General features: G+C 40.4%; 24 protein-coding genes and 3 riboswitches. Of the genes, 8 read left to right on the top strand and 16 right to left on the bottom strand.

From position 1 onward, the window contains the following. Nucleotides 1-25 precede the first annotated feature (25 nt). A riboswitch (PreQ1 riboswitch) is annotated at nt 26-70 on the bottom strand. 71 nt (nt 71-141) lie between these two features. Next, a complete protein-coding gene (locus tag ABG082_RS06580; protein ID WP_048003074.1) occupies nt 142-1,185 on the bottom strand; it encodes a membrane protein in 1,044 nt (347 codons plus the stop codon). A 245-nt stretch (nt 1,186-1,430) separates the two neighbouring features. On the opposite strand from ABG082_RS06580, the gene ABG082_RS06575 reads away from it, so the two are divergent. The 3 genes from ABG082_RS06575 to motB all read left to right on the top strand — a co-directional run bounded on the left by ABG082_RS06575 (nt 1,431) and on the right by motB (nt 5,654). Continuing rightward, entirely contained in the window at nt 1,431-3,536 is a 2,106-nt protein-coding gene (locus ABG082_RS06575; RefSeq protein ID WP_046527713.1) for an ATP-dependent Clp protease ATP-binding subunit, read from the top strand. Nucleotides 3,537-4,099: 563 nt separating this feature from the next. Continuing rightward, entirely contained in the window at nt 4,100-4,894 is a 795-nt protein-coding gene (gene motA, locus ABG082_RS06570) for a flagellar motor stator protein MotA (RefSeq protein WP_008346088.1), read from the top strand. Next, nucleotides 4,887-5,654 (top strand): flagellar motor protein MotB, encoded by a 768-nt coding sequence (gene motB, locus ABG082_RS06565; protein ID WP_019743067.1) that lies wholly within the window; start codon nt 4,887-4,889, stop codon nt 5,652-5,654. Before motA ends, motB begins: the two co-directional genes overlap by 8 nt. A gap of 184 nt (nt 5,655-5,838) precedes the next feature. On the opposite strand, the gene ABG082_RS06560 is transcribed toward motB, so the two are convergent. Next, nucleotides 5,839-6,294: a MarR family transcriptional regulator gene (locus tag ABG082_RS06560; RefSeq protein ID WP_003211701.1), complete on the bottom strand. Its 456-nt coding sequence runs from the start codon at nt 6,292-6,294 to the stop codon at nt 5,839-5,841. A 204-nt stretch (nt 6,295-6,498) separates the two neighbouring features. Here ABG082_RS06560 and ABG082_RS06555 point away from each other — a divergent pair, with 204 nt between their 5' ends. Next, nucleotides 6,499-7,998, top strand: coding sequence for an ATP-binding protein (locus ABG082_RS06555; protein ID WP_008346092.1), 1,500 nt, complete (start codon nt 6,499-6,501; stop codon nt 7,996-7,998). 51 nt (nt 7,999-8,049) lie between these two features. Here the strand turns inward: ABG082_RS06555 and ABG082_RS06550 are convergent, their stop codons facing one another. From ABG082_RS06550 to ABG082_RS06525, 6 genes are all read right to left on the bottom strand, one after another. Next, on the bottom strand, nt 8,050-8,292 hold the full coding sequence (locus tag ABG082_RS06550) for an aspartyl-phosphate phosphatase Spo0E family protein (protein ID WP_008346101.1): 243 nt from the start codon (nt 8,290-8,292) through the stop codon (nt 8,050-8,052). A gap of 301 nt (nt 8,293-8,593) precedes the next feature. Beyond that, nucleotides 8,594-9,124, bottom strand: a complete 531-nt coding sequence (locus ABG082_RS06545; RefSeq protein ID WP_024719646.1) for a cupin domain-containing protein — start codon at nt 9,122-9,124, stop codon at nt 8,594-8,596. A gap of 16 nt (nt 9,125-9,140) precedes the next feature. Then, nucleotides 9,141-9,773, bottom strand: coding sequence for a methylthioribulose 1-phosphate dehydratase (locus ABG082_RS06540; RefSeq protein WP_007498743.1), 633 nt, complete (start codon nt 9,771-9,773; stop codon nt 9,141-9,143). Beyond that, complete coding sequence (locus ABG082_RS06535) at nt 9,737-10,432, bottom strand: 2-hydroxy-3-keto-5-methylthiopentenyl-1-phosphate phosphatase (RefSeq protein WP_017367123.1); 696 nt, start codon at nt 10,430-10,432, stop codon at nt 9,737-9,739. The genes ABG082_RS06540 and ABG082_RS06535 overlap by 37 nt, the downstream gene beginning before the upstream one ends. Next, nucleotides 10,433-11,650 (bottom strand): 2,3-diketo-5-methylthiopentyl-1-phosphate enolase, encoded by a 1,218-nt coding sequence (gene mtnW, locus ABG082_RS06530; protein WP_348936695.1) that lies wholly within the window; start codon nt 11,648-11,650, stop codon nt 10,433-10,435. A 98-nt stretch (nt 11,651-11,748) separates the two neighbouring features. Next, nucleotides 11,749-11,850, bottom strand: a riboswitch (SAM riboswitch). 44 nt (nt 11,851-11,894) lie between these two features. Further along, entirely contained in the window at nt 11,895-13,085 is a 1,191-nt protein-coding gene (locus ABG082_RS06525; RefSeq protein WP_249670243.1) for a pyridoxal phosphate-dependent aminotransferase, read from the bottom strand. Between the two features lie 163 nt (nt 13,086-13,248). Further along, a riboswitch (SAM riboswitch) is annotated at nt 13,249-13,412 on the top strand. A gap of 79 nt (nt 13,413-13,491) precedes the next feature. Between ABG082_RS06525 and mtnK the strand changes: the two genes are divergently transcribed. Next, on the top strand, nt 13,492-14,685 hold the full coding sequence (gene mtnK, locus ABG082_RS06520; protein WP_039956298.1) for an S-methyl-5-thioribose kinase: 1,194 nt from the start codon (nt 13,492-13,494) through the stop codon (nt 14,683-14,685). A gap of 6 nt (nt 14,686-14,691) precedes the next feature. Beyond that, nucleotides 14,692-15,753: an S-methyl-5-thioribose-1-phosphate isomerase gene (gene mtnA / locus ABG082_RS06515; protein WP_017367119.1), complete on the top strand. Its 1,062-nt coding sequence runs from the start codon at nt 14,692-14,694 to the stop codon at nt 15,751-15,753. A 24-nt stretch (nt 15,754-15,777) separates the two neighbouring features. Here the strand turns inward: mtnA and ABG082_RS06510 are convergent, their stop codons facing one another. From ABG082_RS06510 to ABG082_RS06500, 3 genes are all read right to left on the bottom strand, one after another. Continuing rightward, complete coding sequence (locus ABG082_RS06510; protein WP_008346115.1) at nt 15,778-15,912, bottom strand: hypothetical protein; 135 nt, start codon at nt 15,910-15,912, stop codon at nt 15,778-15,780. An 89-nt stretch (nt 15,913-16,001) separates the two neighbouring features. Beyond that, the gene (locus ABG082_RS06505) at nt 16,002-16,493 is read right to left on the bottom strand and encodes a methylated-DNA--[protein]-cysteine S-methyltransferase (protein ID WP_019743074.1); all 492 of its coding nucleotides are present in this window, start codon (nt 16,491-16,493) and stop codon (nt 16,002-16,004) included. 1 nt (nt 16,494) lies between these two features. After that, nucleotides 16,495-18,690, bottom strand: a complete 2,196-nt coding sequence (locus ABG082_RS06500) for a PAS domain-containing sensor histidine kinase (protein WP_019743075.1) — start codon at nt 18,688-18,690, stop codon at nt 16,495-16,497. Between the two features lie 293 nt (nt 18,691-18,983). On the opposite strand from ABG082_RS06500, the gene ABG082_RS06495 reads away from it, so the two are divergent. Beyond that, complete coding sequence (locus ABG082_RS06495; protein ID WP_348936694.1) at nt 18,984-20,003, top strand: acyltransferase family protein; 1,020 nt, start codon at nt 18,984-18,986, stop codon at nt 20,001-20,003. 35 nt (nt 20,004-20,038) lie between these two features. Here the strand turns inward: ABG082_RS06495 and ABG082_RS06490 are convergent, their stop codons facing one another. The 5 genes from ABG082_RS06490 to htpX form a co-directional block, all read right to left on the bottom strand. Then, on the bottom strand, nt 20,039-20,221 hold the full coding sequence (locus ABG082_RS06490; protein ID WP_017367115.1) for a hypothetical protein: 183 nt from the start codon (nt 20,219-20,221) through the stop codon (nt 20,039-20,041). Continuing rightward, nucleotides 20,214-20,378, bottom strand: a complete 165-nt coding sequence (locus ABG082_RS06485; protein WP_017367114.1) for a hypothetical protein — start codon at nt 20,376-20,378, stop codon at nt 20,214-20,216. The genes ABG082_RS06490 and ABG082_RS06485 overlap by 8 nt, the downstream gene beginning before the upstream one ends. Then, nucleotides 20,375-20,902: a YetF domain-containing protein gene (locus tag ABG082_RS06480; RefSeq protein WP_017359458.1), complete on the bottom strand. Its 528-nt coding sequence runs from the start codon at nt 20,900-20,902 to the stop codon at nt 20,375-20,377. Before ABG082_RS06480 ends, ABG082_RS06485 begins: the two co-directional genes overlap by 4 nt. Before the next feature lie 300 nt (nt 20,903-21,202). Beyond that, a complete protein-coding gene (locus tag ABG082_RS06475) occupies nt 21,203-22,549 on the bottom strand; it encodes a TrkH family potassium uptake protein (RefSeq protein ID WP_007498761.1) in 1,347 nt (448 codons plus the stop codon). Nucleotides 22,550-22,692: 143 nt separating this feature from the next. Further along, the gene (htpX, locus tag ABG082_RS06470) at nt 22,693-23,592 is read right to left on the bottom strand and encodes a protease HtpX (protein ID WP_024424664.1); all 900 of its coding nucleotides are present in this window, start codon (nt 23,590-23,592) and stop codon (nt 22,693-22,695) included. Between the two features lie 278 nt (nt 23,593-23,870). Between htpX and ABG082_RS06465 the strand changes: the two genes are divergently transcribed. Then, the gene (locus tag ABG082_RS06465; protein ID WP_025207237.1) at nt 23,871-24,587 is read left to right on the top strand and encodes a DUF1836 domain-containing protein; all 717 of its coding nucleotides are present in this window, start codon (nt 23,871-23,873) and stop codon (nt 24,585-24,587) included. Nucleotides 24,588-24,685 lie beyond the last annotated feature (98 nt).

Raw genomic sequence — 24,685 nt, 5'->3', positions numbered from 1 at the left:
AAAATGCCACATCCAAGGATACGGCAAGTCCTTAGTTTTTTATAGAGGGTTTTGCTAGAACCTCTCCCGTTTTCACGGATTTTTGTTCAATTTTCACAGAGGATAGTGTACCACATAATTGGTGTACAAGCTATCCCTTCTTTACTTATCACCTGATGCAGGCACTTTTTTCAGACAAAGGAAGAGGATAAAAAAGATACTGACATAGCCAAAAACAGGGTAAACTGTTGAAATGAGTGTGCCGTATCCAATTTTACTGATCACATAACAGCAAAGAAGAATAAAGGATATCGTATACGTACTGTTCAATCGGATATACACCCTCACTTGTCTTTCGAGACCGTATAAATTCCCTATAACGGATGTAAAGACTTCACCGAAGATCACGAATAAATAGATGAGATGAATGGAGTTTGCGACTTGATACACCACTTGAGCCATCGGGATATCATACGCCTCCAGCATTTCTAATGAAGAAAGGGATAAAAAGCAGGCGAGCAGAATGAGTGTCAGCATCAGACCTCCAAGCACCGCTCCCTTTTTTATAACGGCTTCGGATGTCATTTCGTTTGCGACCGGCACTAATACGGCTTGAGACAGCGCTAAATTAAATGCACCATATGAAATCGCAGACAACATCCATTCGCCCTCTCCCATTTGCAGCCCCAGAACGTGGCTTTCACCGCTACTAAACACAAATGAGTCTAGAAACACAATCAGCGAAAAGAAAATCAGCATTGGAACGACAAGTACATTGACACCAAATAACCCTTTTGACCCTTTAAAAAGGACAATGACACTTAAAATAATCGTTAAAAAAATACCATATTCTTTTGAGATGCCAAGTTGTTCTTCAAAAATAGCGCCTGCTCCAGAAATCATCACTGACGTAACACCTAGTAATATAAAAAACATGACGATGTTAATATATCGACTCGCAGCAGCTCCAAATAAAAACCGATTCATATCTTGATAAGACTCCGCTTCAATTCGTTTGGAAATCAGCATCATTTTTGCGCCAAGGCCGGTAAAAATAACACCGCTAATCAAAATCCCGATCAATCCAATCCAGCCAAAACGAACAAAAAATTCTACGATTTCTTTTCCTGTCGCAAACCCAGCTCCAACCACTGTTCCTACATATACAAAGGCAAGCTGAAAAGCGGATTCATTTGAACGTTTCATATGACCCCTCCGCACCCATCACTTTCGATTGTCTCTTTTTTATCCTATGAGACAAGTTCCTTGAAAAGAAGGACAAACCATGATTAAATGCAAAAAAGGATTTTTCATTCAGCTATGAGCAAAACAGTTGAAAGTCAAAATAGGTCAGAGTATACTATAGTCAAAGATGGTCAAACAACAGACCATTTTATTTAACATTCATTGGTCAAATAAAGTCAAACTTTATTTTAAGGAGGTCATGGCTCATGCGTTGTCAACATTGTCAAGTGAATGAAGCAACTATTCGCCTGAATATGCAAGTAAATTCGTCCCGTAGCCAAATGGTTTTATGTGAAGACTGCTATACCTCTTTGATGGAACAGTCAAAAATGAAAATGGGTCCTAACCTTTTCGGAGGCAGCTCATTCTTCTCTGAGCAAGCAGGACATGCGACGAGCCAAGAGCGGCCTAAACAAAAAGGCTTGCTAGACGAGCTTGGCCGGAACTTAACGGATGGCGCACATGCTGGTTTAATCGATCCTGTCATTGGCCGTGATGAAGAAGTCACAAGAGTCATTGAGATTTTAAATAGAAGAAATAAAAACAATCCTGTCCTCATTGGTGAACCTGGTGTTGGTAAAACGGCCATAGCCGAAGGACTAGCACTAAAAATTGCAAATGGAGATGTACCAAATAAATTAAAGAACAAACAAGTTTATTTATTAGATGTCTCTTCACTTGTGGCAAACACAGGTGTACGTGGTCAATTTGAGGAACGGATGAAGCAATTAATCAAAGAATTGCAAAGCCGTAAAAATATCATCTTATTCGTTGATGAAATTCATCTTCTTGTAGGCGCAGGCTCTGCCGAAGGGTCAATGGATGCCGGAAACATTTTGAAACCAGCTCTAGCTCGAGGGGAACTGCAGCTAGTAGGTGCGACAACATTAAAAGAGTATCGTCAAATTGAAAAAGATGCTGCACTTGAACGCAGGTTCCAGCCTGTCATCGTTGATGAGCCAACACAGGATGAAGCATTCGAGATATTAAAAGGCATTCAAGATAAGTATGAAGCCTATCATGGCGTCACCTATTCTGACGAAGCGATTAAAGCGTGTGTTCAATTATCTTCGCGGTATATTCAAGACCGCCACTTGCCGGATAAAGCCATTGATTTAATGGATGAAGCAGGTTCAAAAGCGAATCTCTCCATTGATGCAGCAAGTGAAGATGAATTAACAAACCGTCTTGCGCAAATTGCCGCTGAAAAACAAGCTGCTTTAAATGAAGAACGATATGAAAAAGCAGCGAAGCTTCGAGACGAAGAAGAAGCGATTGAAGCGAGATTGCAAAACAAAACAAATGTCAAAGAACATGTCGTCACAGCTGAGGACATTCAGTCGATTGTAGAACAAAAAACAGGTATCCCTGTCGGCAAACTGCAAGCAGACGAACAAACAAAAATGAAAGAAATTGATGTCCGCTTAAAAGCCCGCGTCATTGGTCAGGAACATGCGGTTGAAAAAGTGGCGAAAGCCGTAAAAAGAAGCAGAGCCGGCTTAAAATCAAAACACAGACCAACTGGCTCCTTCCTTTTCGTTGGGCCAACAGGCGTCGGGAAAACCGAATTGTCTAAAACATTAGCGGAAGAATTATTTGGCTCAAAAGAAGCGATCATTCGTTTAGATATGAGTGAGTACATGGAGAAACACTCCGTGTCCAAAATCATCGGTTCTCCTCCTGGTTACGTTGGACATGATGAAGCCGGCCAGCTCACGGAAAAAGTTCGCAGAAAACCATACAGCATCATTTTGCTCGATGAAATCGAAAAAGCGCACCCTGATGTCCAGCATATGTTCCTTCAAATCATGGAAGATGGCCGTCTAACAGACAGCCAAGGCAGAACCGTCAGCTTTAAAGACACAGTCATCATTATGACAAGTAACGCTGGCAGCACAGATAAAAAAGCAGTCAAAGTCGGATTCCAGTCTGAACAAGAAGAAGCCATCGAAGAACAATCATTGATTGATTCACTGAGCGCTTATTTCAAACCGGAATTCTTGAACCGTTTTGACAGCATCATTCAGTTTGATTCATTAGATAAAGACGATTTAGTCAAAATTGTGGATCTTCTGCTCAAAGATTTGTCAGAGCAGTTAAAAGAACAAAATCTAACTGTTCACGTCACAAACGAAGCGAAAGAAAAAATCGCTGAACTTGGTTATCATCCAGCATTTGGGGCTCGTCCGTTACGAAGAACGATTCAAGAGCATGTTGAGGATCAAATGACGGACATCTTGCTTGAAGAAGAACAACTTACTGGATTTACAGTCGATGTTGAACATGACGAAATTGTTGTGAAAAAGAGCTAAGTACATCCTAAGGAGGATCTTCAGCTCCATCATGTGGCAGTGTCTAAATTCCATCTGAGCGCCGACGCTCCCCCGCCTCTTTTCCTTTACGATAAAAGAAAAAGAGGTGGAGCGCATGGATCACATGATCAATTGGAACTACGATTTGATTAAAATCATACATGAAGAAAAATTAAAAGAATTGCTCTTAGATGAAACAGCTCAAAAAAGATGAAGTTTCCAGATTGTTGACAAAGAGCTAAAATGAACTTTATTTTAGCCCTTTGTCTTCTTTTCAGCGTGATAGAAAACCTTTGCAGCCCTAGGAAGGACGAGTACTGGAGCGGAGCGAATTTGACATTCGTGAGCACCAGCACGCAGGACTGACAAAGAATGCGAGGATTTGTCTACACGCTGAAAACTCCCTTTTATATGAGGGAGTTTCTTTTTTTATGGCTTCCAGAAAGCGCTTTCGTCAAAATTTCTTCACATAAACTGTCTTAATTTTATATTCTGACTAAAACCCTTCTAGAAGACACCGATATTAACTATAGAAAAAGATAGTTAAAGGATTTGGTGAGATAATGGACAAAACATCGTTAATTGGTATTATTTTAGCATTTATTGCACTGAGTGTCGGTATGGTTTTGAAAGGTGTGAGTCTAACCGCTCTTATCAACCCGGCGGCTATATTGATCATTGTGGTTGGGACAATTTCAGCTGTTGTCATTGCCTTCCCATCTAGTGAAATTAAGAAAACACCAAAATTATTCGGCAAAATTTTCAAAGATAGCAAGCTTCCAACGATACAAGAGATGATTCCTCTATTTTCAAACTGGGCACAAATTGCTCGTCGTGAAGGTCTTTTGGCATTAGAGGCGAATCTTGAGGAAGTCGATGACGATTTTCTAAAGAACGGCTTAAGCATGGCGGTTGACGGTCAAAGTGCTGAATTTATTCGCGACGTCTTAACAGAAGAAGTCGATGCCATGTCGGAGAGACATCAGTCAGGCGCATTAATCTTTACACAAGCTGGTACATACGCTCCGACTCTAGGGGTACTTGGTGCCGTTGTCGGACTTATTGCCGCACTTGCAAACATGGGAGACATTGAAGCACTTGGACATGCGATCAGTGCTGCCTTCGTCGCCACACTGCTTGGGATTTTTACAGGGTATGTGTTGTGGCATCCATTTGCCAACAAGCTGAAGCGTAAATCAAAAGAAGAAGTAAAGCTTCGTCTCATTATGATTGAAGGGATTCTTTCTGTCCTTGAAGGCCAGTCTCCAAAGGTCATTGAGCAAAAACTTCTGATGTACTTACCAGCAAAAGAACGTGCAAATCTTGTCATTGAAGAAGGAGAAAAACAGAATGGCTAGGAAACGTAAAAACCATGATCATGAAGACCATGTAGATGAGTCTTGGCTGATCCCTTACGCCGATCTTCTTACGCTTCTTCTCGCCCTCTTCATTGTGCTGTTTGCATCTAGCTCCATTGATGCGGCAAAATATGAACAGATGGCTAAATCGTTTAATGTTGTCTTTACTGGCGGCACTGGCGTAATGGACCAATCAAGCATGCAGAGCACCGAAGAAACAGAAAACAGCAATCAAACCAAAAAATCCGCAGAAGATGAAGAAGAAGAAGCAAAAGCCAAAGCTCGTGACCAAGCGGTTTTAACAAAGGTTAAAAAGCAAGTAGATTCATTCATTGCGGATAAAAAACTTGGTTCGAAGCTTGAAACAAAGCTGACGGATGAAGGTCTGCTTATTACAATTGAAGACAGCATCTTCTTTGATTCTGGGCGAGCGGTGATCCGCTCGCAGGATGTTCCGTTAGCCAAAGAAATATCCAAGCTGCTCGTCATTAACCCTGCTCGTGACATCGTCATTAGCGGACATACAGATAACGTTCCGATTCGGAATTCTGAATTTGAATCCAACTGGTATTTAAGCGCCATTCGTGCGGTCAACTTTTTAAATATTCTCCTTGAAAACAGCAACCTAGACCAAGAGAACTTTAGCACAAAAGGTTACGGTGAATTTAAACCGATTGCCTCTAACGATACCGCAGAAGGCAGAAGTAAAAACAGACGCGTCGAAGTTCTTATTTTGCCAATTGAGAAAAAAGCAAAATAAATAGGAAGCCAGCAGCTTCCTTTCAGATCATGACAAAGGGCTAAAATGATGTTTATTTTAGTCCTTTGTCTTTCTTATGAGCGCGATTGAAAGCTCTTGTCGTTTATCGGTGCGTAGGACTGACACCACATGCGCGGATTAGTCTAGTTTACATACTAAAAAGGAAGCCAACGGCTTCCTTTGTTTATTCTTTATGATCATATAAATGCTTGGCACGAAGTCCTACATGTTTGAGCATATCGATGCAGGCATCCTTCTCCTCTTCACTAAGCACACTGATCATCTCGTGAATCTCTTTTGCATGATCTGGGAAGATGTCATCAAGCAACGCTCTTCCCTGCTCCGTAATATGTGCAAATGTCACCCTGCGGTCTTCTGCACAAGCTTTCCGGCTAAGGAGTTCTTTTTTCTCCAATTTATCAACCACATACGTGATGCTTCCGCTTGCGAGTAAGATCTTATCACCTATTTGCTGAAGCGGCTGATCACCTTTATGATACAGCAATTCTAATACAGCAAATTCAGTCGGATTCAGACCGTGCTTCACAATATGTTTGTTCATGTGGTGATTAATGGAGCGATAGGCACGTGATAGTACAATAAATAATTTCAAAGATTTCTCAACATTATGATTTTCCATTTTTTATCATCCTTTATGAAATGCAACCCACTAATGTGACATTAATAAACAATAAGTAAAATGTCAACATGTTGAACCATTTTTAGCATGAAAAAGAGACCAGAACGAATCACCTAATTTTTTAAAAATCTCACAAGTCATCGTAATAAAGATAGGTTCAATGCTATAATAAGTCTATTAGGTAATACGTTGGAGCGATGAATCATGAGTATACTGAAAGGGTTTTGGAAGAAGATCAAGCTTTACCTTATTTTGGTCGTGATTCCAACCCTCATCATTAGTTATTTTATCTACGAAAAAGAAACTGAGAAAATTGATGTAAAAAACAAACAAACCGCTACACTTATGTTAAATATTCACAAAAACCAAATGAATTATTTAATCAGTGAAACAGAAGCAAGATTAACTTCCCTTGCCATGGGATTTGACCAGCCGCTTGAAACGAAAAGAGTACAAAACATCCTAGAGAAAATCTATAAACAAGAACCTCGTTTTTCAGGCCTGTATCTCCTAGACCAAAAAGGAAATGTCACAGCCAGCACCACACCATTAAAGGAAAAAATCAACCTGTCATTTAGAGATTACTTTAAACGTATTCAAGTCACAAAACAGACCGTCATCACAGATAACTATGTAAGCCGCATTACTAAGCAGCGGATTCTCTCCATTTGTGTCCCTGTTTTGAATGAAAACGACGAAGTCACGGATGTGCTAGTCGCTGCGATTCAAATTGATTATTTAAGAAATATTATGAATGTATTAAACCCAGAGCTTCATTTTAAGATGCTGAATCAAAATGGAGACGTTGTGTTTACAAGTGGTCCACAGCCAGCATCTGAAAGTGATAGCACCGTGTCTACATATTTAGATGAAAACAGCTGGAAGCTGGAGGTTTTTCCGCAGCGTGCGACAACAAGTGAAGTACTGTCTGTGATGCTGTTTCCTTTATCCAGTGCATTTATTCTCTTAAATATCTTATTCACACTCGTCCAATATATCATTTTAAGACGACAAACCCAGCAGGAACGCCACCAAAATGAAGCACAAAAACTTGAACTCATTGGAACACTCGCGGCAAGTACGGCTCATGAAATTCGCAATCCATTAACAGGCATTAGCGGGTTTATTCAACTTTTGCAAAAGAAGTATCGTTCAGAAGAGGATCAGCTTTATTTTTCTGTCATCGAGGAAGAAATTAAGCGGATTAACCAAATCGTCAGTGAGTTTCTTGTGCTAGGAAAACCAACGGCTGAAAAGTGGCAAAATAATTCTGTGAAAGAAATTGTCAGTGAGATCATGCCAATTGTATTTTCTGAGGCGAACCTTTATAATGTCGAGGTTGATTTGCAAATCAATACCATTCAAGATGTTGGCGTGTATTGCACGAAGGATCACATTAAACAAGTGGTATTGAATGTAGCGAAAAACTCGTTAGAAGCGATGCCAAATGGCGGTCATTTGAAGATTGTCATTGAGGCTGAAAAAGAACAGGTCATCATAAAAGTGAAAGATACAGGTGAAGGTATACCAGAAGAGATGCTGAAACATATCTTCCTCCCTTTTATTACGTCGAAGGAAAAAGGAACAGGTCTTGGGCTTGTTGTGTGTAAACGAATCATTTCGATGTATGGGGGGACAATCGATATCGAGAGCGAAGTGAATAAAGGAACAACCGTGATCATCATGCTCCCTTCTGCACACTAATAGCTGAAGCATTCAGCCGGTTTTGCTAATGGCAAGACCGGTTTTTTGATGTCAATAAGAAGGGCGATTGACAGAAAGGAGACTCATTTGTGATACAAGATCATGAAAGGAAGCAACAGATTGTTGTTCATGAAAAAGAAGATACTGATACTCATTCATTAGGTTGTCCAGTTCTTGACTATATTTAATTGTCGTCTCACCTGTATAGCCTTCTACTTGAGCAGCTTCTACCATTTGTCTTCTCTTTTCATCAATTGACATTAATAGCTGTTCTTTCCGTACATAAATATTCATGATCTCAGCTCCCGCTCTGAATTCGTCTGTCTACGCTCTAAATGATCCGACACCAAAATTATACTTTATTTGTAAATTAAATTAAATATGCTTATTTTATTTAATTTTTTACAGCCTAAAGACCTTTTACCCAATGAATTCTGGGGGTAAACTTCAAAATTGGACAGGACTGACACATTGATTAAACAGAATTTTATCCTATGCAGAAGACCAAAATCAACTATTTTCTCTCTCATTTTATGTCTATTTTCCTAAAAAAAAGCTGATCTTCCGCCTCATGCGAAATGATCAGCTCCCACTATTAAACCGTTTCTTCTTCGTAAATTGGCACCCAGCCCTCAGTTGTGACAAATATACGAACTGCGACGACTTGACGATCTTCTTGAAGTGTAAAGTAGTGACGAATATTCGGAGGCACAGAAATTAAATCACCTGGATTCAGTCTCACATCAAAAAAGACACCATCTTTGCCTTGAATGGCAAAGATTCCATGACCGCTCACGATAAATCTGACTTCATCATCCGTATGATGATGCTCACGTTTAAAGTTTTGAAGCAGTTCATCAAGGTTAGGGGTCGCATCTGATAATGAAATCACATCCTGCGCTTTGTATCCTCTTCGCTCGGAAATACTCTTTATTTCCTCTTGAAACACAGTTAAAATTTCTTCCTTTTCATCATCTGTTAAATCGTACTTTTCTGATAACTGTTTTGGTAGTTTTTCAATATCCCAATGTTCATAAATGACCCCTTGCTGTTCTAAATACGCCTGGACCTCTTGTTCGTTCTCAAGTAACGTGTTCTCTTCATTATGAATGTAAATGGTCGCCATGTTTGTTTCCTCCTTTTTATTTAACAAGCTGCTTTTGATAAAGCGCTACTTTCAAATGATAGGTAAATAAAAATTCATAAGCCTCTAAGACTCGTTTGGCTTCAAATGCGGTTTTCCCCCAAACGGTGATGCCATGATTACGAATGAGTACAGCACCAGCATCGTCCGTCAGGTGCACTGCAAATTGCTCTGCAAGGTGCGGAATATGAGCTGGGTTTTCAATAATAGGAACAGTGACTTCTGCATCCTCTTCCCAATAACCAAGCGCTTTAATGATTTCGTTGCCTTTAAAACGAACTTCTCCTTTATCGCCATACAGCTCAGAAATGACATTGTTATCGATCGTGTGGACGTGAAGACAACATCCTGCTTTCGTCCGCTCATAAACGTATGTGTGAAGCAGTGTTTCAGCTGATGGCCTGAGCGGCTCATTCGGATGAACCGGCTGACCTGCTGCATCAACAAGAACAAAATCTTCATCGGTTTCTTTTCTTTTATCTTTGCCGCTTGCCGTCACCAAAAACGTGATGGGATCATCCGACACTTTTATCGATAAATTGCCGCTCGTTCCGTAAAACCAGTCTCTCTGTGCCAATTCACGTTTGACGTCTGCTAGTTCCTTCCAGCGTTTACTCTTCTCGTCTGCCATTCCTTCACTTCCTTTATTTGATCAAATTGCGCTTTTAGATCAACAAATGTTTCATACTCTTTATGTACGAGCCCTAGCTCTTTACATTCGTTCAGTAAATAATCACGCGCAAACGTGAGATCTGCATGTTTCGCTGCCTCAATATCAGTCACTGAATCACCAATCATGATAATAAAGTCATCTTCCTGCGTCAGCTCTCGAATAATGGAAGGCTTGCAGCAGCCACAGCCATTTTGGCATTCTGAATCACAGGCATGCGGCCATTCAATTTGAATATGGTCTTCTTTAAATGATGCATGGTTACAATAAATATTCTCTTGTTCGACAATCCCTTCAAGGATGGGATAGACAAAAAAGTCCATACCGCCGCTGAGTACATAGAAAGGAATGTCTGCTTTTTTGACATCATCGACAAACTGTTCAAATCCTTCACGAATCTCTGTATCCTCTAAAATAAATGACCGAATAGCTTCTTTCTGATCACTCGTCAGTAACTGAAACATTTGCCCGACGCCTTCTTGGATCGTGATCTCTTTTGCTAGAACACCATCCTTCCATTTCGTCCATTCTTTTGGAGCAAACTGCTTCATGATGCGAATGATATTATCATTTTTCGTAATCGTGCCATCAAAATCACAACATACAATTGGTTTTTTCATTTATTCTGCTACCCTTCCCCAAAGATCAAGTGCTGCTTGTAAGTCTTGACAAGTTGATGCTTTTTCTTCGATAGACTCTTTTTTGACCACCGCATCAATGATTGAACGAAAGGCTTTCCCTCCTCCGATTGCTCCCCGCGGATGTCCGTGAATTCCCCCGCCTGCATTAATGACATGATCAAGTCCAAAATCTTTGATTAAGATCGGCACCATTCCCGGGTGAATGCCTGCTGAAGGAACAGGAAATGTTTGTTGAACTGTATCCTCTTTCACACATGCTTCGAAAATGCCCATGGCATCTTTTTTCGGAAGGGCGACTGATCCATAAGGAGAGGGAAAAAGACTTAAATCAGCGCCAGCATATCGATTTAATTTACCTAAAAGAAGGGAATGCGAGAATCCATAGTCTGGAGAGGATGTCATTGCACCGCTCACTGCCGGATGTGCCATGATCGGCAATGGGATCTCTGGATCTTCAGCCAAGCTTTGCATGACATCAAGTCCATAGGCAAAAACGTTGAATAATAGCGCATCAGCCCCGAGTTCGGCTGCCTTTCTTGCTCGATCCTTCAAATCAAAAGTTTTCCCAGTTAAATTAACAGCATAAAGCGTGCGATGTCCTGTCTCTTCATATGTTTCTTTTAATATCTTTTTTCCTTCCTTGATTCGATCTTCAAAAGGGGCTAATGGGCTTTCAAATAAAATCTCATCATCTTTGATGAAGTCTACTCCACCTAAAGCCTGTAAACGGAGCTGTTCTTTTAAATCCTCCATATCACGGCCGATCACGCCTTTAAATATACTCATCAATAGCGGCCGATCAAACACGCCTACTTTCTTTCGTATCCCCTCAATGCCAAATACCGGTCCTGGCAGACAGCGTTTAAACCTTTCCGAAAATTCGATATCGACGAGCTTTACTTTCCCATCCAGTGAAAGCTTACCAAAAATCGTCGTCAACACCGCTGGTATATCAGCTGAAAAGTTCGCCTCAGGATATGCAATGGTCACCTCTGATTGATACAGACCACCATTTGCGGGAGACTGATCTTTTACGCTCACCACACGGCCTTTATGTTTTTTCAGCTGCTCCTTTTTGAGCTGCGGCAAGTCCGTCCATGACCCGACCGTTAACCCAAGTGCGATCTGCTCTGCTTTTCGGTCTATTTGTTCATCCTCTCGATGTGTTAGTACGTATGTTGCCAGTAGTTCACTCACTAGGAATCCCCTTTCGATTGCGTCCTGTATATGGTCAATAAAAAACCTCTTTAAGTGCTTGATCAGCGCGTTAAAGAGGTTTCGTCTCATTCATCCGAATCTTATCTCTCAGCGCTTGCTGCAAGAATTAGCACCGTGCTTCATGGAAGTCGGTTGCCGGGCTTCATTGGGCTAGTCCCTCTGCCTACTCTTGATAAGAATATTCAATTTTCTTAAATATTGCCTGAATTATCGCACCATTTTTTTACGTTGTCAATGGCTTTTTTTCAAATAACTGCAAGGCAGCGATACGATCAGCGGCTTCCTTTAGCCGCTCCTCACTTGTTAAAAGACCGACTCTGACGTAGCCTTCACCGTGAGCACCAAAGCCATTCCCCGGTGCCACAACAACATGTGCTTTTTCTAATAATACATCAGAAAAAGTTTCAGATGTATACCCTTCAGGCACCTTTAACCAAGCAAAAAACGAGCCCTTTGGCGCACTGACGTCCCAGCCAATCTCTTTGCATGCAGCAATCCAAGTGTTTCGTCTATTTTCGTACCGATCATTTTGTACTTGGACGCACGTTTGATCGCTTAAAAGTGCTGCTGCTGCTGCATCTTGAGTTGCTTTAAACAGTGACACAAACAGGTGATCCTGATAAAGCTCAATGGCTTCGATAACAGAGGCATTCCCTGCTGCAAAACCGACTCTCCAGCCAGCCATATTATACGTTTTGGACAATGTATATATTTCAATACCAGTCTCTTTTGCTCCGTCTATTTGCAGGAAACTGAGGGGCTTTTCGCCGTCAAATCCTATGCCGCCATATGCAAAATCATGGACTACACACATATTATTTTCACTCGCAAACGCAACAGTATCTTCAAAAAATGTCCTGGTTGCAGTCGCACCAGTCGGATTATTTGGGTAATTTAAGTACATCAATTTTGCTTGATTCTTATCCTCTTCTGACAGTTGGTGGTAGTCAGGCAAAAAAGCATTTTGTTCAAGAAGAGGCATTGTGACCATATGAGCTCCGGCAAGCACAGCGCCTGACCAGTAATCAGGATATCCTGGGTCTGGAACAAGCAGCGTATCACCTGGATTCAGTAAACATTGCGGCAATTCGACTAGTCCCGCTTTTCCTCCAAATAAGATGGCAATCTCTGTCTTTGGGTCAAGCGTGACGCCATATTCTCTTTCATAAAAAGCAGCTGCGGCCTTTTTTAGTTTCGCTGTCCCGCGGAATGAGGAGTATTGATGATTTTCAGGTTTTGCTACCGCTTCCTGCATCGCTTTCACAATATGTGGAGGAGTGGGCTGATCAGGATTTCCTTGACCTAAATTAATCACATCTGCCCCTTCCTGCATTTTTTTCTGCACTTTTTGAACAAGCGAAGCAAAAAATTGTTTCGGTAAATGTTTCAATACATCTGATTGCTGGAATTCCATTTTTTCACCTTCTATTCAAGTTACGTGACAATACAATCACTGTAATGGATTGTTTTATGAATTGTAAAGCAATTTTGAAAAAAGATTGACATGTGAACTGCAGCTCTGATAATATCTAGAATTAAGAAATGCAAGCAGACATGAAACAATTACATATTGATTTCTCTTATCGAGAGTTGGGCGAGGGATTTGGCCTTTTGACCCCAACAGCAACCGACCGTTAATACCACTGTGAAGTGGGGCGCAGCAAGAACAGCGCCAAGACAATTCATTGTCTTATAGGGCACGGTGCTAATTCCATCAGACGTATGTGCTGAGAGATAAGAGAGGCTTCGAGCATACACGCCGTCAAGCCTCTTTCTCTCAGGAGAAAGAGGCTTTTTTATATGATTTGGAGGGGAAGCAATTGGTTACACTTACGGCATCATATGAAGAATTAACAGAGAGTTCGGCAGTTGCATTAGCCATTAGACTTGGATTGATTCAAGAGAGCAGTCATTTGACCTGTACTGAAATTGGCGACGGAAATTTAAATTACGTCTTTCATATTTATGATCACAAACAAGCAAAAGGACTGATTATCAAGCAGGCTCTTCCTTATGCAAAGGTCGTTGGAGAAAGCTGGCCGCTGACATTAGACCGCGCAAGAATTGAAAGTGCAGCACTCATCAAGCAATCAGAGTATGCACCACATCTCGTACCAGCCGTCTATTATTCGGATACAGCTCTTGCAGTGACGGCAATGGAGGATCTATCACACCTTGAAATCGTCAGAAAAGGGCTAATTGCCGGAAAACATTATCCGTACTTATCAGATCATGTCGGAGAATTTTTAGGCAAAACACTATTTTACACGTCTGACTTTGCCACAAATCCTAAAATCAAAAAGCAATTCGTGAAGCAGTTTACGAACCCTGATCTTTGTGACATTACAGAGAAACTCGTCTTCACAGATCCTTTCTTTGACAGCGAAACGAATGACTTCGAAGAGGAATTAAGAGAAGAGGCACAAGCACTATGGGCTGATCTTGAACTGCAAGCAAAAGCAGCAGAATTGAAACGGATCTTCTTAACCTCTGCTGAAACACTGGTACATGGAGATCTTCATACAGGCAGTATTTTTGCAAACGAAACGGAAACGAAAATCATTGATCCAGAGTTCGCTTTTTACGGTCCTTTCGGATTCGATATCGGTCACTTTATTGCCAATCTGTTCATCAATGCTTTATCTCATGAGAATGAGCAGGATCAGCAGCACCTTTTTGATCATGTCGTCAATGTGTGGGCAACATTCAAAGAAGTGTTCACAAAAGCATGGAAAGAAGACAGTATTGAAGCGTTTAGTGTATCGGACAGCTTTTTAGAAACAACGTTTGACCGTATTTTAAAAGAAGCCACCGGCTTTGCTGGCTGTGAGCTTGTTCGCCGAACCATCGGTCTTGCGCATGCGGCTGATCTCGATGCGATTCCATCACATTCTAGAAGGCTTCAGCAGAAAAAAGCAGCACTTACACTAGGAAAAACATTGATCAAACAATATCATGCAGTGGAAACAGCGTCTGACCTCGTCGCATTATTCCAGCAAACTGTAAAGGAGTGACGAGTTTTGTCTAAAGAATTTGAAGTTCCCCGTTCCGTCGAATGGGAAGAAAACCGTATCAACATTTTGAATCAGCAAAAATTACCCGCTGAAACCGTGTTTGAGCATTTATATACAAAAGAAGATGTGTATGATGCCATTGTGACGCTAAAAGTGCGCGGAGCACCTGCTATTGGCATTACAGCGGCTTTTGGGCTTGCACTCAGTGCACAAGAGATTGATACAGAAGACATTGATCTCTTTAAGCGAGAAGTCGCTCGCCTGAAAGAATATTTAAACAGTGCTCGTCCAACCGCTGTGAACCTTGCCTGGGCATTAGACCGGCTTTATCAGCGCATTGAGCGTGCTGCTTCGGTGAATGCAGCCAAAACTGATCTTGTCCATGAAGCCATTCAAATTCAAATCGAAGATGAAGAAACATGCCGGCAAATCGGTCAAAATGCTCTTCAGCTCTTTAAATCTGGTGATCGAATTATGACCATTTGCAACGCAGGCTCCATTGCCACAAGCCGGTACGGAACAGCGCTTGCACCCTTTTATTTAGCGAAAAAGAAAAACCTCGATCTTCACATTTACGCATGTGAAACACGTCCTGTCCTTCAAGGCGCTCGTCTGACGACATGGGAATTGATGCAGGGCGGCGTAGATGTGACGCTTATCACGGATAATATGGCAGCCCATACGATGAAAGAAAAACAAATTTCTGCCGTTATTGTTGGTGCAGATCGAATCGCTAGAAACGGTGATACAGCAAATAAAATTGGAACGTTAAGTCTGGCTATTTTAGCTAAACACTTTCAAATTCCATTTTTTGTGGCAGCGCCTCTTTCGACCTTTGATGTGTCAACTCAGGATGGGTCAGATATTCCGATTGAAGAACGCGACCCGCAGGAAGTAAAGGAATTAAATGGCATCCAAATTGCGCCTCCTGACGTGCAGGTATTTAACCCTGCCTTTGATGTCACTCCTCATCACCTCATTTCCGGAATCATTACAGAAAAAGGAATTATCACTTCCAACTATACAGAAGAGATTGATGCACTATTCACCGAAAGCGTGTCACTTTAATCAAATAAAAGCGCGGGGTTCTTATCATTTAAGAGCACCGCGCTTTTTTGTTTCGTTCGTTTTTGCTAATATTTCTTTTTTCTGTTCTTCTGTCAACACGTTCATTTTGACAAATAGTGATGTGACGGCGTACATTTTATCTTTTTTGCCCCATAACATGTTAGCAGCCTCCTTTTTCCCTAGACCAACTTTTTTAGCTTAATAAAAGGATATGTCGCTCGCTAAACATTTGGAACAGGTCAATTCATTTATTTTTGAACAAATGGGATGCCTTCTAATTCTAACAGGATCGCTTTCATCCCTGTCTTCGTCCCTGCATAACCAGTCAGAGTCCTGTCTTTTCCAATGACCCGGTGACACGGGATAAAAATAGGCAATGCATTGCGTCTATTAGCTTGTCCAATGGCTCTGACAGCCTTTGGATTGCCAATCGCTTCTGCAATATCAGCATAGCTTTTTGATTCACCATACGGAATAGTAGAAAGTGCCTCCCACACTTGCTCTTGAAACGGAGAGCCTGCTTGCTTGAGCGGGAGATCGAACACTTTCCGATCGCCCTTAAAATATTCATCCAGCTGTTTTTTCGCTTCTTTTAATACAGGCGTGTCTTCTTGTTTAAAACGGTCTCTCTGTTTTTTAACCAAAAACGATTCATCATCAAACTTCACTTCAATGATGGCTCCATCTTTCTCTAGTATGTATAATGCCCCGATTGGTGCGGTATAGACTGTATAATACACATTAAAGCTCCCCTTCTTGTTTCTGCTGCCGGAGTGGAAGCGTGAGATGGAACACTGTTCCGACCCCTTCTTCACTCTCTACTTCAATGGTTCCTTGATGCTCTTCAATAATTTTATAACTAACCATTAACCCAAGTCCAGTGCCTCTTTCTTTTGTTGTATAAAATGGTTCTCCGAGACGCTTTAGTTTATCCTCTGTCATGCCGCAGCCTTCATCACGAAGAGAAATCACAATGTGCTCCTCCCCCTTCCTTTGAATGCTCACGTAAACATTTCCTTTCTGAGGCATTACTTCAATCGCATTTTTTAAAATGTTAATAAAGACTTGCTTCAATTGATTTTGTTCACAGTAGATGAGCGGAATATCATCGAGCACATTTAAGTGCATTTGCACATTGCCAAGATTGGCCTGCGCGTGAAGAAGATCCATCGTGTCTTTGACAATTTGCACGACATTTTTTTCTTCATAGATGATGGCCTGCGGTTTTGCTAAAATCAGAAATTCTGTAATGATGGATTCGATTCTTTTTAACTCTGATGTGATGACATTAAAATAGAGCGAATACTCCCCTTCAATGTTTCCTTTGAGCAACTGAATGAATCCTTTTAAAGCCGTCATTGGATTTCTAATTTCATGGGCAATTCCAGCGGCAAGCTCTCCGACAACATGAAGCGTATCCGATTTTCTTACCCGCTCCTCTAATTCCTTGCGCTCAGTCACATCTCTAAAGATGGCCAAATTCATGTTATGAATAATATTTCGTTTAAAAGAAAACTCCAAAATACGTTGATCTGGATGGTTCAGCACAAATGGAACTTCATTGTCCATCTCATCTAATGACATCGCCTGAGCTGGCTGCGCCAAATTTTCAATTTGATATGGTGCAAGGATATGAAAAAGGTTCATTTCCGTTAAGTGATCATCTTTGAGGCCAAGCAGTTCACTTGCGGAAGGATTCACATCAATAATCCGGTATTGATTATCGAAAAGAACAATGCCATCCATAGAGCCATTAAATACTTTACGGAATTTGAGCTCACTTTCTCGCAGCTCCTCTTCCATTCGCTTTCTGTCACTGACATTCCGTAAAATGGTTAAGTGCTGTCCTTCTAATACCGCATGCTTAGAGGTGAACTCAAGCTCTTTGAATTGGCCATTCGCCATTCTAAAGAGGAGTTCTTCTCTGATTTCAAGATTCCTGATATACCGTCTTCTTGTCGGCCGGTATCTGCGATCAGATTTGACTAGAAAATCCATGAGTTTCTTGCCAATCAGCTGATGCATCGGTAATTCGAAAATTCGGCAGGCAGATTCATTTGCCCTGACAATTTCTCCATCATCCGCCCAAATGATGATGGCATCCATCGCATTTTCGAATATTTCTCTAAAACGTTCTTCACTTTTTAGCAGCTTTTCTTCCATTAATCTTTTTTCTGTAATATCACGCATGATGGACATGTAAAAACCACTCATCACATTGGATGTGATGGTCAGTTCGAATAATTTGTGCTGCCCAGATTGAAGGGTAACAGGAAGTTCTCCCTTTGCTTTCCCTGTTTCTTTCAATGAAGTTAAGAGCTGCTGGAGCGCTGGAAGATTTTCTTCTTCAACAAATTCATTTAAGTAGCGATCTGTTAAATCTGTTTTTTGAAGTTCAAAGCTCTGGCAAAAAGAGTGATTGGCGTCAATCATACAACCATCCTGATCAAAAATGACCATACCGTCAATCGCTCGATCAAATAAATCTTTAAACAGCTGCTCATTCATCGAGCGTTCTCGCTCTAATATTTTCTTTGAAGAAATATCACGCATGACGACAATATATTGTTGATTCACCACGTCGTGCTCTGCTGCAAATTCAATATATTTTGTCTCTCCATTTTCAAGTTGAATGGAGATCTCTCTTTTTAAAGTTCCTTTTCGAAAAAAAATCTCAAGTGAGCAGTCAATTTTGTTTTTCGGGATGCCGTATAGGAAATCTAGAACGGATTTATTGAGGAGGTCTTCTTTCGGTGTTTGTACAAGCCTGCATGTCGCTTCATTGGCTTGGATAATGTTGAGGTGCTGATCAAATATAAAAATGGCATCTAATGTCTTATTTAACAGCATTTTGTGCTGAATCAATTCATTTCGCAAATATTCGTTTTCTTTTTCTAATTTTCTGATATTTTTCGCACCATCGAGCGTTTCAGTCATTCTCTTACACTCCTTTTCCAGCCTCATTCCTCTACAATATTTCTACAAGATTTTCATTGTTCCTTCATTCGACTCATAAAAAAAGAGAACTTTTTACACGAGGCTTGCTTCATTTGTTTCATTTGGATGACACGATTGTATAACGATTCTCTTTTCTTACGCTTCTTTTACAACCGCTCTACAATTTCACATCAAATAGCGAAATGAGCCAATTTGTATTTTAAAATGGGGCAAATGAGGGAACAGTGCACTTAGAACGTTTATGTTCGAAATGAAGCAGGAAAGGTGATGTTATGACGTCCACGAGAGACAGTTATTTTGATAATGCAAAATTTCTTCTGATTTTTCTAGTTGTTTTTGGTCATTTGTTACGGTCATTCATACATGATAATGACTGGATACTCTACTTATATAAATTTATTTATACATTCCATATGCCCGCTTTTATATTGGTGTCTGGCTTCTTTGCCAAAGGTTTTAGAAAACCAGGTTTTATGAAAAAAGTCGCAGTTAAGCTGATCATCCCATATTTGATTTTTCAGGTCATCTATTCTGTGTATTATTATTTCTTACAGGATCAAAGCATCTCTAACTTAAATCCGATTGATCCGCAATGGTCTTTATGGTTTTTAATCAGTTTATTCTTTTGGAACTTACTACTTATTCCTTTTTCAAAACTGCCATTCCACTGGGCAATGATCGTCAGTTTATCGATGGCGTTACTTGTCGGTTACGTGGACAGCATTAGCGATACACTCAGCCTATCTCGTACATTTGTCTTTTTGCCGATGTTTTTAGCTGGCTTTTATTTAAAAAAGCAGCACTTTGAATTTATCCGAACAAGCAAAGGGAAACTGACTGCACTTCTTGTACTGATGGCCGTGTTCATGTTTTGCTATTTTTATGAATTCGATTATTCCTTTTTATTTGGGTCACAGTCTTACGCTTCTCTTGGAGATGAAGGACTCATTGCAGCTATGAAACGAATGGTATGGTATTTACTTGCATTTGCTGCTACCTTTAGTTTCTTTGCATTAGTCCCAACACGCCGGTTCTTCTTTACCAAATGGGGCACAAGAACGCTATATGTCTATTTACTTCATGGCTTTGTGATTAAGCTTTTAAGAACGACTTGGTTTGATGATTGGGCTCTAAATACGGCAAGTGTATTGATTCTATTGCTACTTACGGTCCTCTTAACCTTTACCCTATCTAGTACATTTGTTAAAACTGTTGCACAACCAGTCATCGAGCTCAAAATGACCAGTCTGATGCGAACCATTACTAGCAGACAAAACAGTTATATTAAATAGGAAAAACGATCCTGTGAGGATCGTTTTTTTTCTATTTATTTTTTGTTTTTCTGTTCATTGTGACATTCATCGTTTTTTTTAGGCTTCATTAAAGTATCAATCCATTTACTGCTGTTTATATCTCCTAGCTCGCTGCCAAATTCCTCTTCTAACATATCGGGGTTCATCGGTTTTTTATGGTCTTTCATGTCTTTACTTTTCACATGTTTTTTAGTCACGAGATGCTCCCCCCTGTTTACCTTGATGAGAATTTCGGTTCGCCTGGCGGTCTTCTGATTGCTCGTCAAATTGTGTTTGTCCTTGATCGTGTGCCATGCTTTCTGTAGGCGTCATATTATTCGTGAGTGCTTCATTTTTTGCTGCTTTTCTTTTCACTTGTCATCATTCCTTTTTAACATGTTTAGTTCTTCGCTCAATTGATCAAACAGCTCTTTCATTTGTTTGACTGTCACTGGTTTTTCCTCAGGCTTTAACTCATATCCAATTTGCCCATTTGCTTCTAGCGTTGCTTTTTTGAGACTGCTGATGTCTGTGATGCCCTGCTGCTTTAAGCGCATTTTGAATTGGTCCCTTGTCAGCCGCGTTTTTTTTAGCTTGTGATCAAGCATTTCTCCATCCTCTAAAATCACCACAGACTTCCCTGAAACCAATTTTTCAAAAAAATCAAATTGGATCGACAGCTTTTCCATAATCACAAGCGCCACAATAAAAATGGCGGCCGCATAAATGGTTTCAAGTAAATTATGCTCAATAAAGGGTTGGATAATAATCGATCCAATTGAAATCATGATGACTGTCTGTTGAACCGTTAATTGACTAATGGATTTAGGTCCTGCTATTCTCAGCAGCAAGGTACCAACGAGCAGCATTACAATTGCTTTCCATAACACATCCAGCACGTCTCTTTCACCTCTTACCTATAGATTGCGAACATCCCTTGTGATTTAGCCAGTTATATAATGGAAATAAAAAAACCAGCATTCAGTAGGAATGCTGGTCTGATTGTCGACAAAGAGTTAAAATGATCGTTATTTTAACTCTTTGTCTTCTTTTCAGCGTGATAGAAAACCTTTACAGTCTAGGAAAGTCGAGCACCGGAGCAGAGCGAATTTGACATTCGTGAGCACCGGAGCACAGATTTGACAACGAATGCGAGGGTTTGTCTACACGCTGAAACCAGCATTCAGTAGGAATGCTGGTTAGCCGATGATCACACGCTCTTTCGGATAATGATAATTCGCTTCACTTTCCCGGCGGCCAATTAAATACAAGAAGCTTGGAATTCCAATCCGTCCTATAAACATGACGACCATAATAATACACTTACCAAATACGGACAAGTCAGACGTAATTCCGAGCGACAGTCCTGTTGTTCCGAATGCAGAACAAACTTCAAATAAAGTTTCAAGAAGTGTATGATGGTCTGATAAAGTTAACAGAAACGTAGCACCAAACACTAAAATAAAGGCCATCATCGTCACCATGAGGGATTTATTAATGTCCGCTTGATGAAGCTCTCTTTTAAAGATTTTAATGGACTTATTTCCTCTCGCAAAATGAAACAAAGCAAGTAAATTAAGGGCAAACGTGGTTGTCCGAATTCCGCCCCCTACCGAGCTTGGAGATGCCCCGATAAACATCAGCAAACATAAAAATAACAGTGTCGGCTCTGTCAATTGCGTAATATCTAATGTCGAAAGCCCGCCACTTCTAGTAGCTGTTGATTGAAACAAAGAATAAAACAAGATTTCATGCCAGCTCTTCCCTAGAAAAGTAAACCGGGCTTCAAGTGCATAAATCCCAATTGCCCCAACGACAACAAGGAGACCAAACGTAATCGTTGTAATTTTCGTAAACAATGAAAACGATGCATGTTTTCGGTCTTGATTGAATAAATAATCCTTTACTTCGACAAGTACTGGAAAGCCAATAGCGCCAAAAATGATGAGCAGCATCGTGATAAATTGGACGAAATAGTCATCTTTATATGGAATTAACGAATTCCCTGTAATATCAAAGCCTCCATTGGTTGTGGCACTGATACTAGAGAAAAATCCGTGTAAAAAAGCGCCTTGCACATCGTAATACTTTAGAAAATACATACTTAAAATCAGACCGCCTACAAACTCAATCAGCAAGATTAAATATAAGACCTGCTTCATGAGTTTCACAATTCCTGATAAGTTGCTTTGGTTTTGGTCTGCCATAATTAATTTTCTTTCTTTAATGCCGATCCTTTTTCGCATAACCAGCCAGACGAATGTACCAAGTGTCATAATGCCGATACCACCGATTTGCAAAACAAATGCAAGGATCCACATCCCGGTCACACTAAATGTTTGTGACGTATCGACAACAGTCAGACCCGTGACACTGACAGCACTCACAGCTGTAAATAGCGCATCAATAAATGTCCATTTGACTCCTTCTTGGTGAGCCACTGGCAGACTGAGTAGAATGAACGACACGGTCACAGCAAGAAAATAGTAAAGGGCAATCAGCTGAAAAGCCGACAGCCGGTCAATTAGTTTTTTCATTGGATTCATGGTTATTCCTTCTTTTATCTTTCTTTTCGAATACTATATCATTTTAATGAAAAGAGAGAAGATTTTAAAGGTATTTTGTGCTTTATTTACTTTTTCATCAAAAAGAAAAAGACATCCTTACGCAGAATGTCTTTTGATCTTTCTTATTTTGCTTCGAGTCTTCTAATTCTTTCGTTTAAATCAGGGTGTGTTGAGAAAAGAGAAGCTTTTCTTTTACCACTGATTTTCAGTGTAGCAACAGCTGTTTGATCATCATCTTTAATTCTTGATGTATACGCCTCTAGTGAACGAAGCGCATGAATCATTTTATCTTTTCCTGCAAGGTCCGCACCGCCGCGGTCTGCATGGAATTCACGATGTCTAGAGTAAGCAAATACGACAAGGCTTCCTAAGATAGAGAAAATGATTTGGAAGACAATCACAGCAATAAAGTGAACAATCGGCACAAGCTCTTCACGTGAAACGAAACGACTTGCGATCCATGCAGCAATTCTTGAAAGGAAGACAACAAACGTGTTGACGATTCCTTGAAGTAACGTCATTGTAACCATGTCACCGTTCGCTACGTGAGCGACTTCGTGAGCGATAACCCCTTCAACTGCTGCATCATCCATTTCATGAAGCAATCCAGTTGATACAGCAACAAGCGATCTTCTCTTAGAAGGACCTGTCGCAAAAGCATTTACTTCAGATGATTGGTAAATACCGACCTCAGGCATTTTAGAAAGGCCTGCTGCTCTTGATAGTCTGTGAACGCGGTCAACAAGCTGCTGCTCATCATATGTTAAAGAATCCTTTTCTGGATTTAACACACGCACACCCATCATCATTTTTGCCATCCAGCGAGACATCGCTAATGACATAAACGAGCCTACAAAACCAACAACTGCACTGAATACAAGAAGATAAAGGATATTAAGTCTTCCGTCTGCTCCTATATAAGAACCAACACCAGTTGCTGCACTAATAACCGATAGGACAATACCAATCGTAGTGATAACAAGAATGTTCGTTAATATAAACAGAAATATTCTTTTACCCATACATAACCTCCGCTGTCATATTAAGTTCATTTGAACTTATTAATAAAATTATAAAAATAAACGTCTCAAATTGCAAGGAAAAAGGAATCGTTTTCTATGTTTATCATACTGGCTCAAACCTCGTCATTTCAATGATTACGCTACTTGCATCCGCTAAAAAGTGAACAAATTGTGACGCAGCGGTCCTATTTTAGTTTATTTTGCATTTTCATTAAAAAGAGATTATGATGTTGAATTAGATCAATAATCACGTTTTTGACGTACAAATGAGGTGGAACATGGTGACTTTTAAATTAACGAGAATTGACATGACGAGACTTCTGTATTCTCTAAAAGGCGAGGGAGATCTGACTCCGCTTCAGCTTTTGAATTTATCTGTAAAAAGCGATAAGGAACATGAATATGATGAATTAAAAATCCCTTCGTTTTTTGAAAAACTCGAACGGCGGAAGCAAAAATCAGAGCACGGGCTTTCAACGAACGAAATCGTTGAGCTTGGCAACTTGTGTGAGCTGACTTCTCTTAAATCGACAGCCATTCAAAACTGGATCAAGCGCGATATTAAAGATATGATCGGCCATCCAGAGCTTGGCAAGAAGTACTCCATTGATCAGGTCGTTATTTTATTAATTGTCCGGGATTTAAAATCAGTATTTGATTTTGATTCTATTCGTATGATCTTATCTGCCTTATTTAATACGATCACAGATCGAACGGATGATATTATCAGCCCCATCCGTTTTTATGAAGCATATGCGCACGTCCTTGATTTTATTTATCACCATACACATTTTCCATTAAAGGAAACGAATTTAAGAGAAATGACAGAAGAACAGACGGACAAGCTCCACGAAGAGTTTACAGAATTGACGAAGCCGCAATGGCACTTGATTAAAGGCATTATCAGTTCTACCGTTTTCTCCGTTTTCACTTCTCACTTGCAAAGCACAGCGCAAGAAATGATGTTGAATACGCTTCAGCTGAAAAAGGCTTAAAACAGAGCCCGAGGTGACCTTCATCACCTCGGCTTTTTTGTGCAGCAATTGCCAGCATAATTGCAGGCTGTTTTTTTCAAAATAAGAAGGCGCAACAA

This window comes from Bacillus sp. BS1807G30 (assembly GCF_040047675.1).
Taxonomy (GTDB): domain Bacteria; phylum Bacillota; class Bacilli; order Bacillales; family Bacillaceae; genus Bacillus; species Bacillus altitudinis.
This window is presented reverse-complemented; position numbering and strand designations above follow the sequence as displayed.

Bases quoted from the DNA above. Each gene is read 5' to 3' on its own strand.
- ABG082_RS06580 (WP_048003074.1), bottom strand. From the start codon at position 1,185: ATGAAACGTTCAAATGAATCCGCTTTTCAGCTTGCCTTTGTATATGTA.
- ABG082_RS06575 (WP_046527713.1), top strand. From the start codon at position 1,431: ATGCGTTGTCAACATTGTCAAGTGAATGAAGCAACTATTCGCCTGAAT.
- motA (WP_008346088.1), top strand. From the start codon at position 4,100: ATGGACAAAACATCGTTAATTGGTATTATTTTAGCATTTATTGCACTG.
- motB (WP_019743067.1), top strand. From the start codon at position 4,887: ATGGCTAGGAAACGTAAAAACCATGATCATGAAGACCATGTAGATGAG.
- ABG082_RS06560 (WP_003211701.1), bottom strand. From the start codon at position 6,294: ATGGAAAATCATAATGTTGAGAAATCTTTGAAATTATTTATTGTACTA.
- ABG082_RS06555 (WP_008346092.1), top strand. From the start codon at position 6,499: ATGAGTATACTGAAAGGGTTTTGGAAGAAGATCAAGCTTTACCTTATT.
- ABG082_RS06550 (WP_008346101.1), bottom strand. From the start codon at position 8,292: ATGAATATTTATGTACGGAAAGAACAGCTATTAATGTCAATTGATGAA.
- ABG082_RS06545 (WP_024719646.1), bottom strand. From the start codon at position 9,124: ATGGCGACCATTTACATTCATAATGAAGAGAACACGTTACTTGAGAAC.
- ABG082_RS06540 (WP_007498743.1), bottom strand. From the start codon at position 9,773: ATGGCAGACGAGAAGAGTAAACGCTGGAAGGAACTAGCAGACGTCAAA.
- ABG082_RS06535 (WP_017367123.1), bottom strand. From the start codon at position 10,432: ATGAAAAAACCAATTGTATGTTGTGATTTTGATGGCACGATTACGAAA.
- ABG082_RS06525 (WP_249670243.1), bottom strand. From the start codon at position 13,085: ATGGAATTCCAGCAATCAGATGTATTGAAACATTTACCGAAACAATTT.
- ABG082_RS06510 (WP_008346115.1), bottom strand. From the start codon at position 15,912: ATGTTATGGGGCAAAAAAGATAAAATGTACGCCGTCACATCACTATTT.
- ABG082_RS06500 (WP_019743075.1), bottom strand. From the start codon at position 18,690: ATGACTGAAACGCTCGATGGTGCGAAAAATATCAGAAAATTAGAAAAA.
- ABG082_RS06495 (WP_348936694.1), top strand. From the start codon at position 18,984: ATGACGTCCACGAGAGACAGTTATTTTGATAATGCAAAATTTCTTCTG.
- ABG082_RS06475 (WP_007498761.1), bottom strand. From the start codon at position 22,549: ATGAATCCAATGAAAAAACTAATTGACCGGCTGTCGGCTTTTCAGCTG.
- htpX (WP_024424664.1), bottom strand. From the start codon at position 23,592: ATGGGTAAAAGAATATTTCTGTTTATATTAACGAACATTCTTGTTATC.
- ABG082_RS06465 (WP_025207237.1), top strand. From the start codon at position 23,871: ATGGTGACTTTTAAATTAACGAGAATTGACATGACGAGACTTCTGTAT.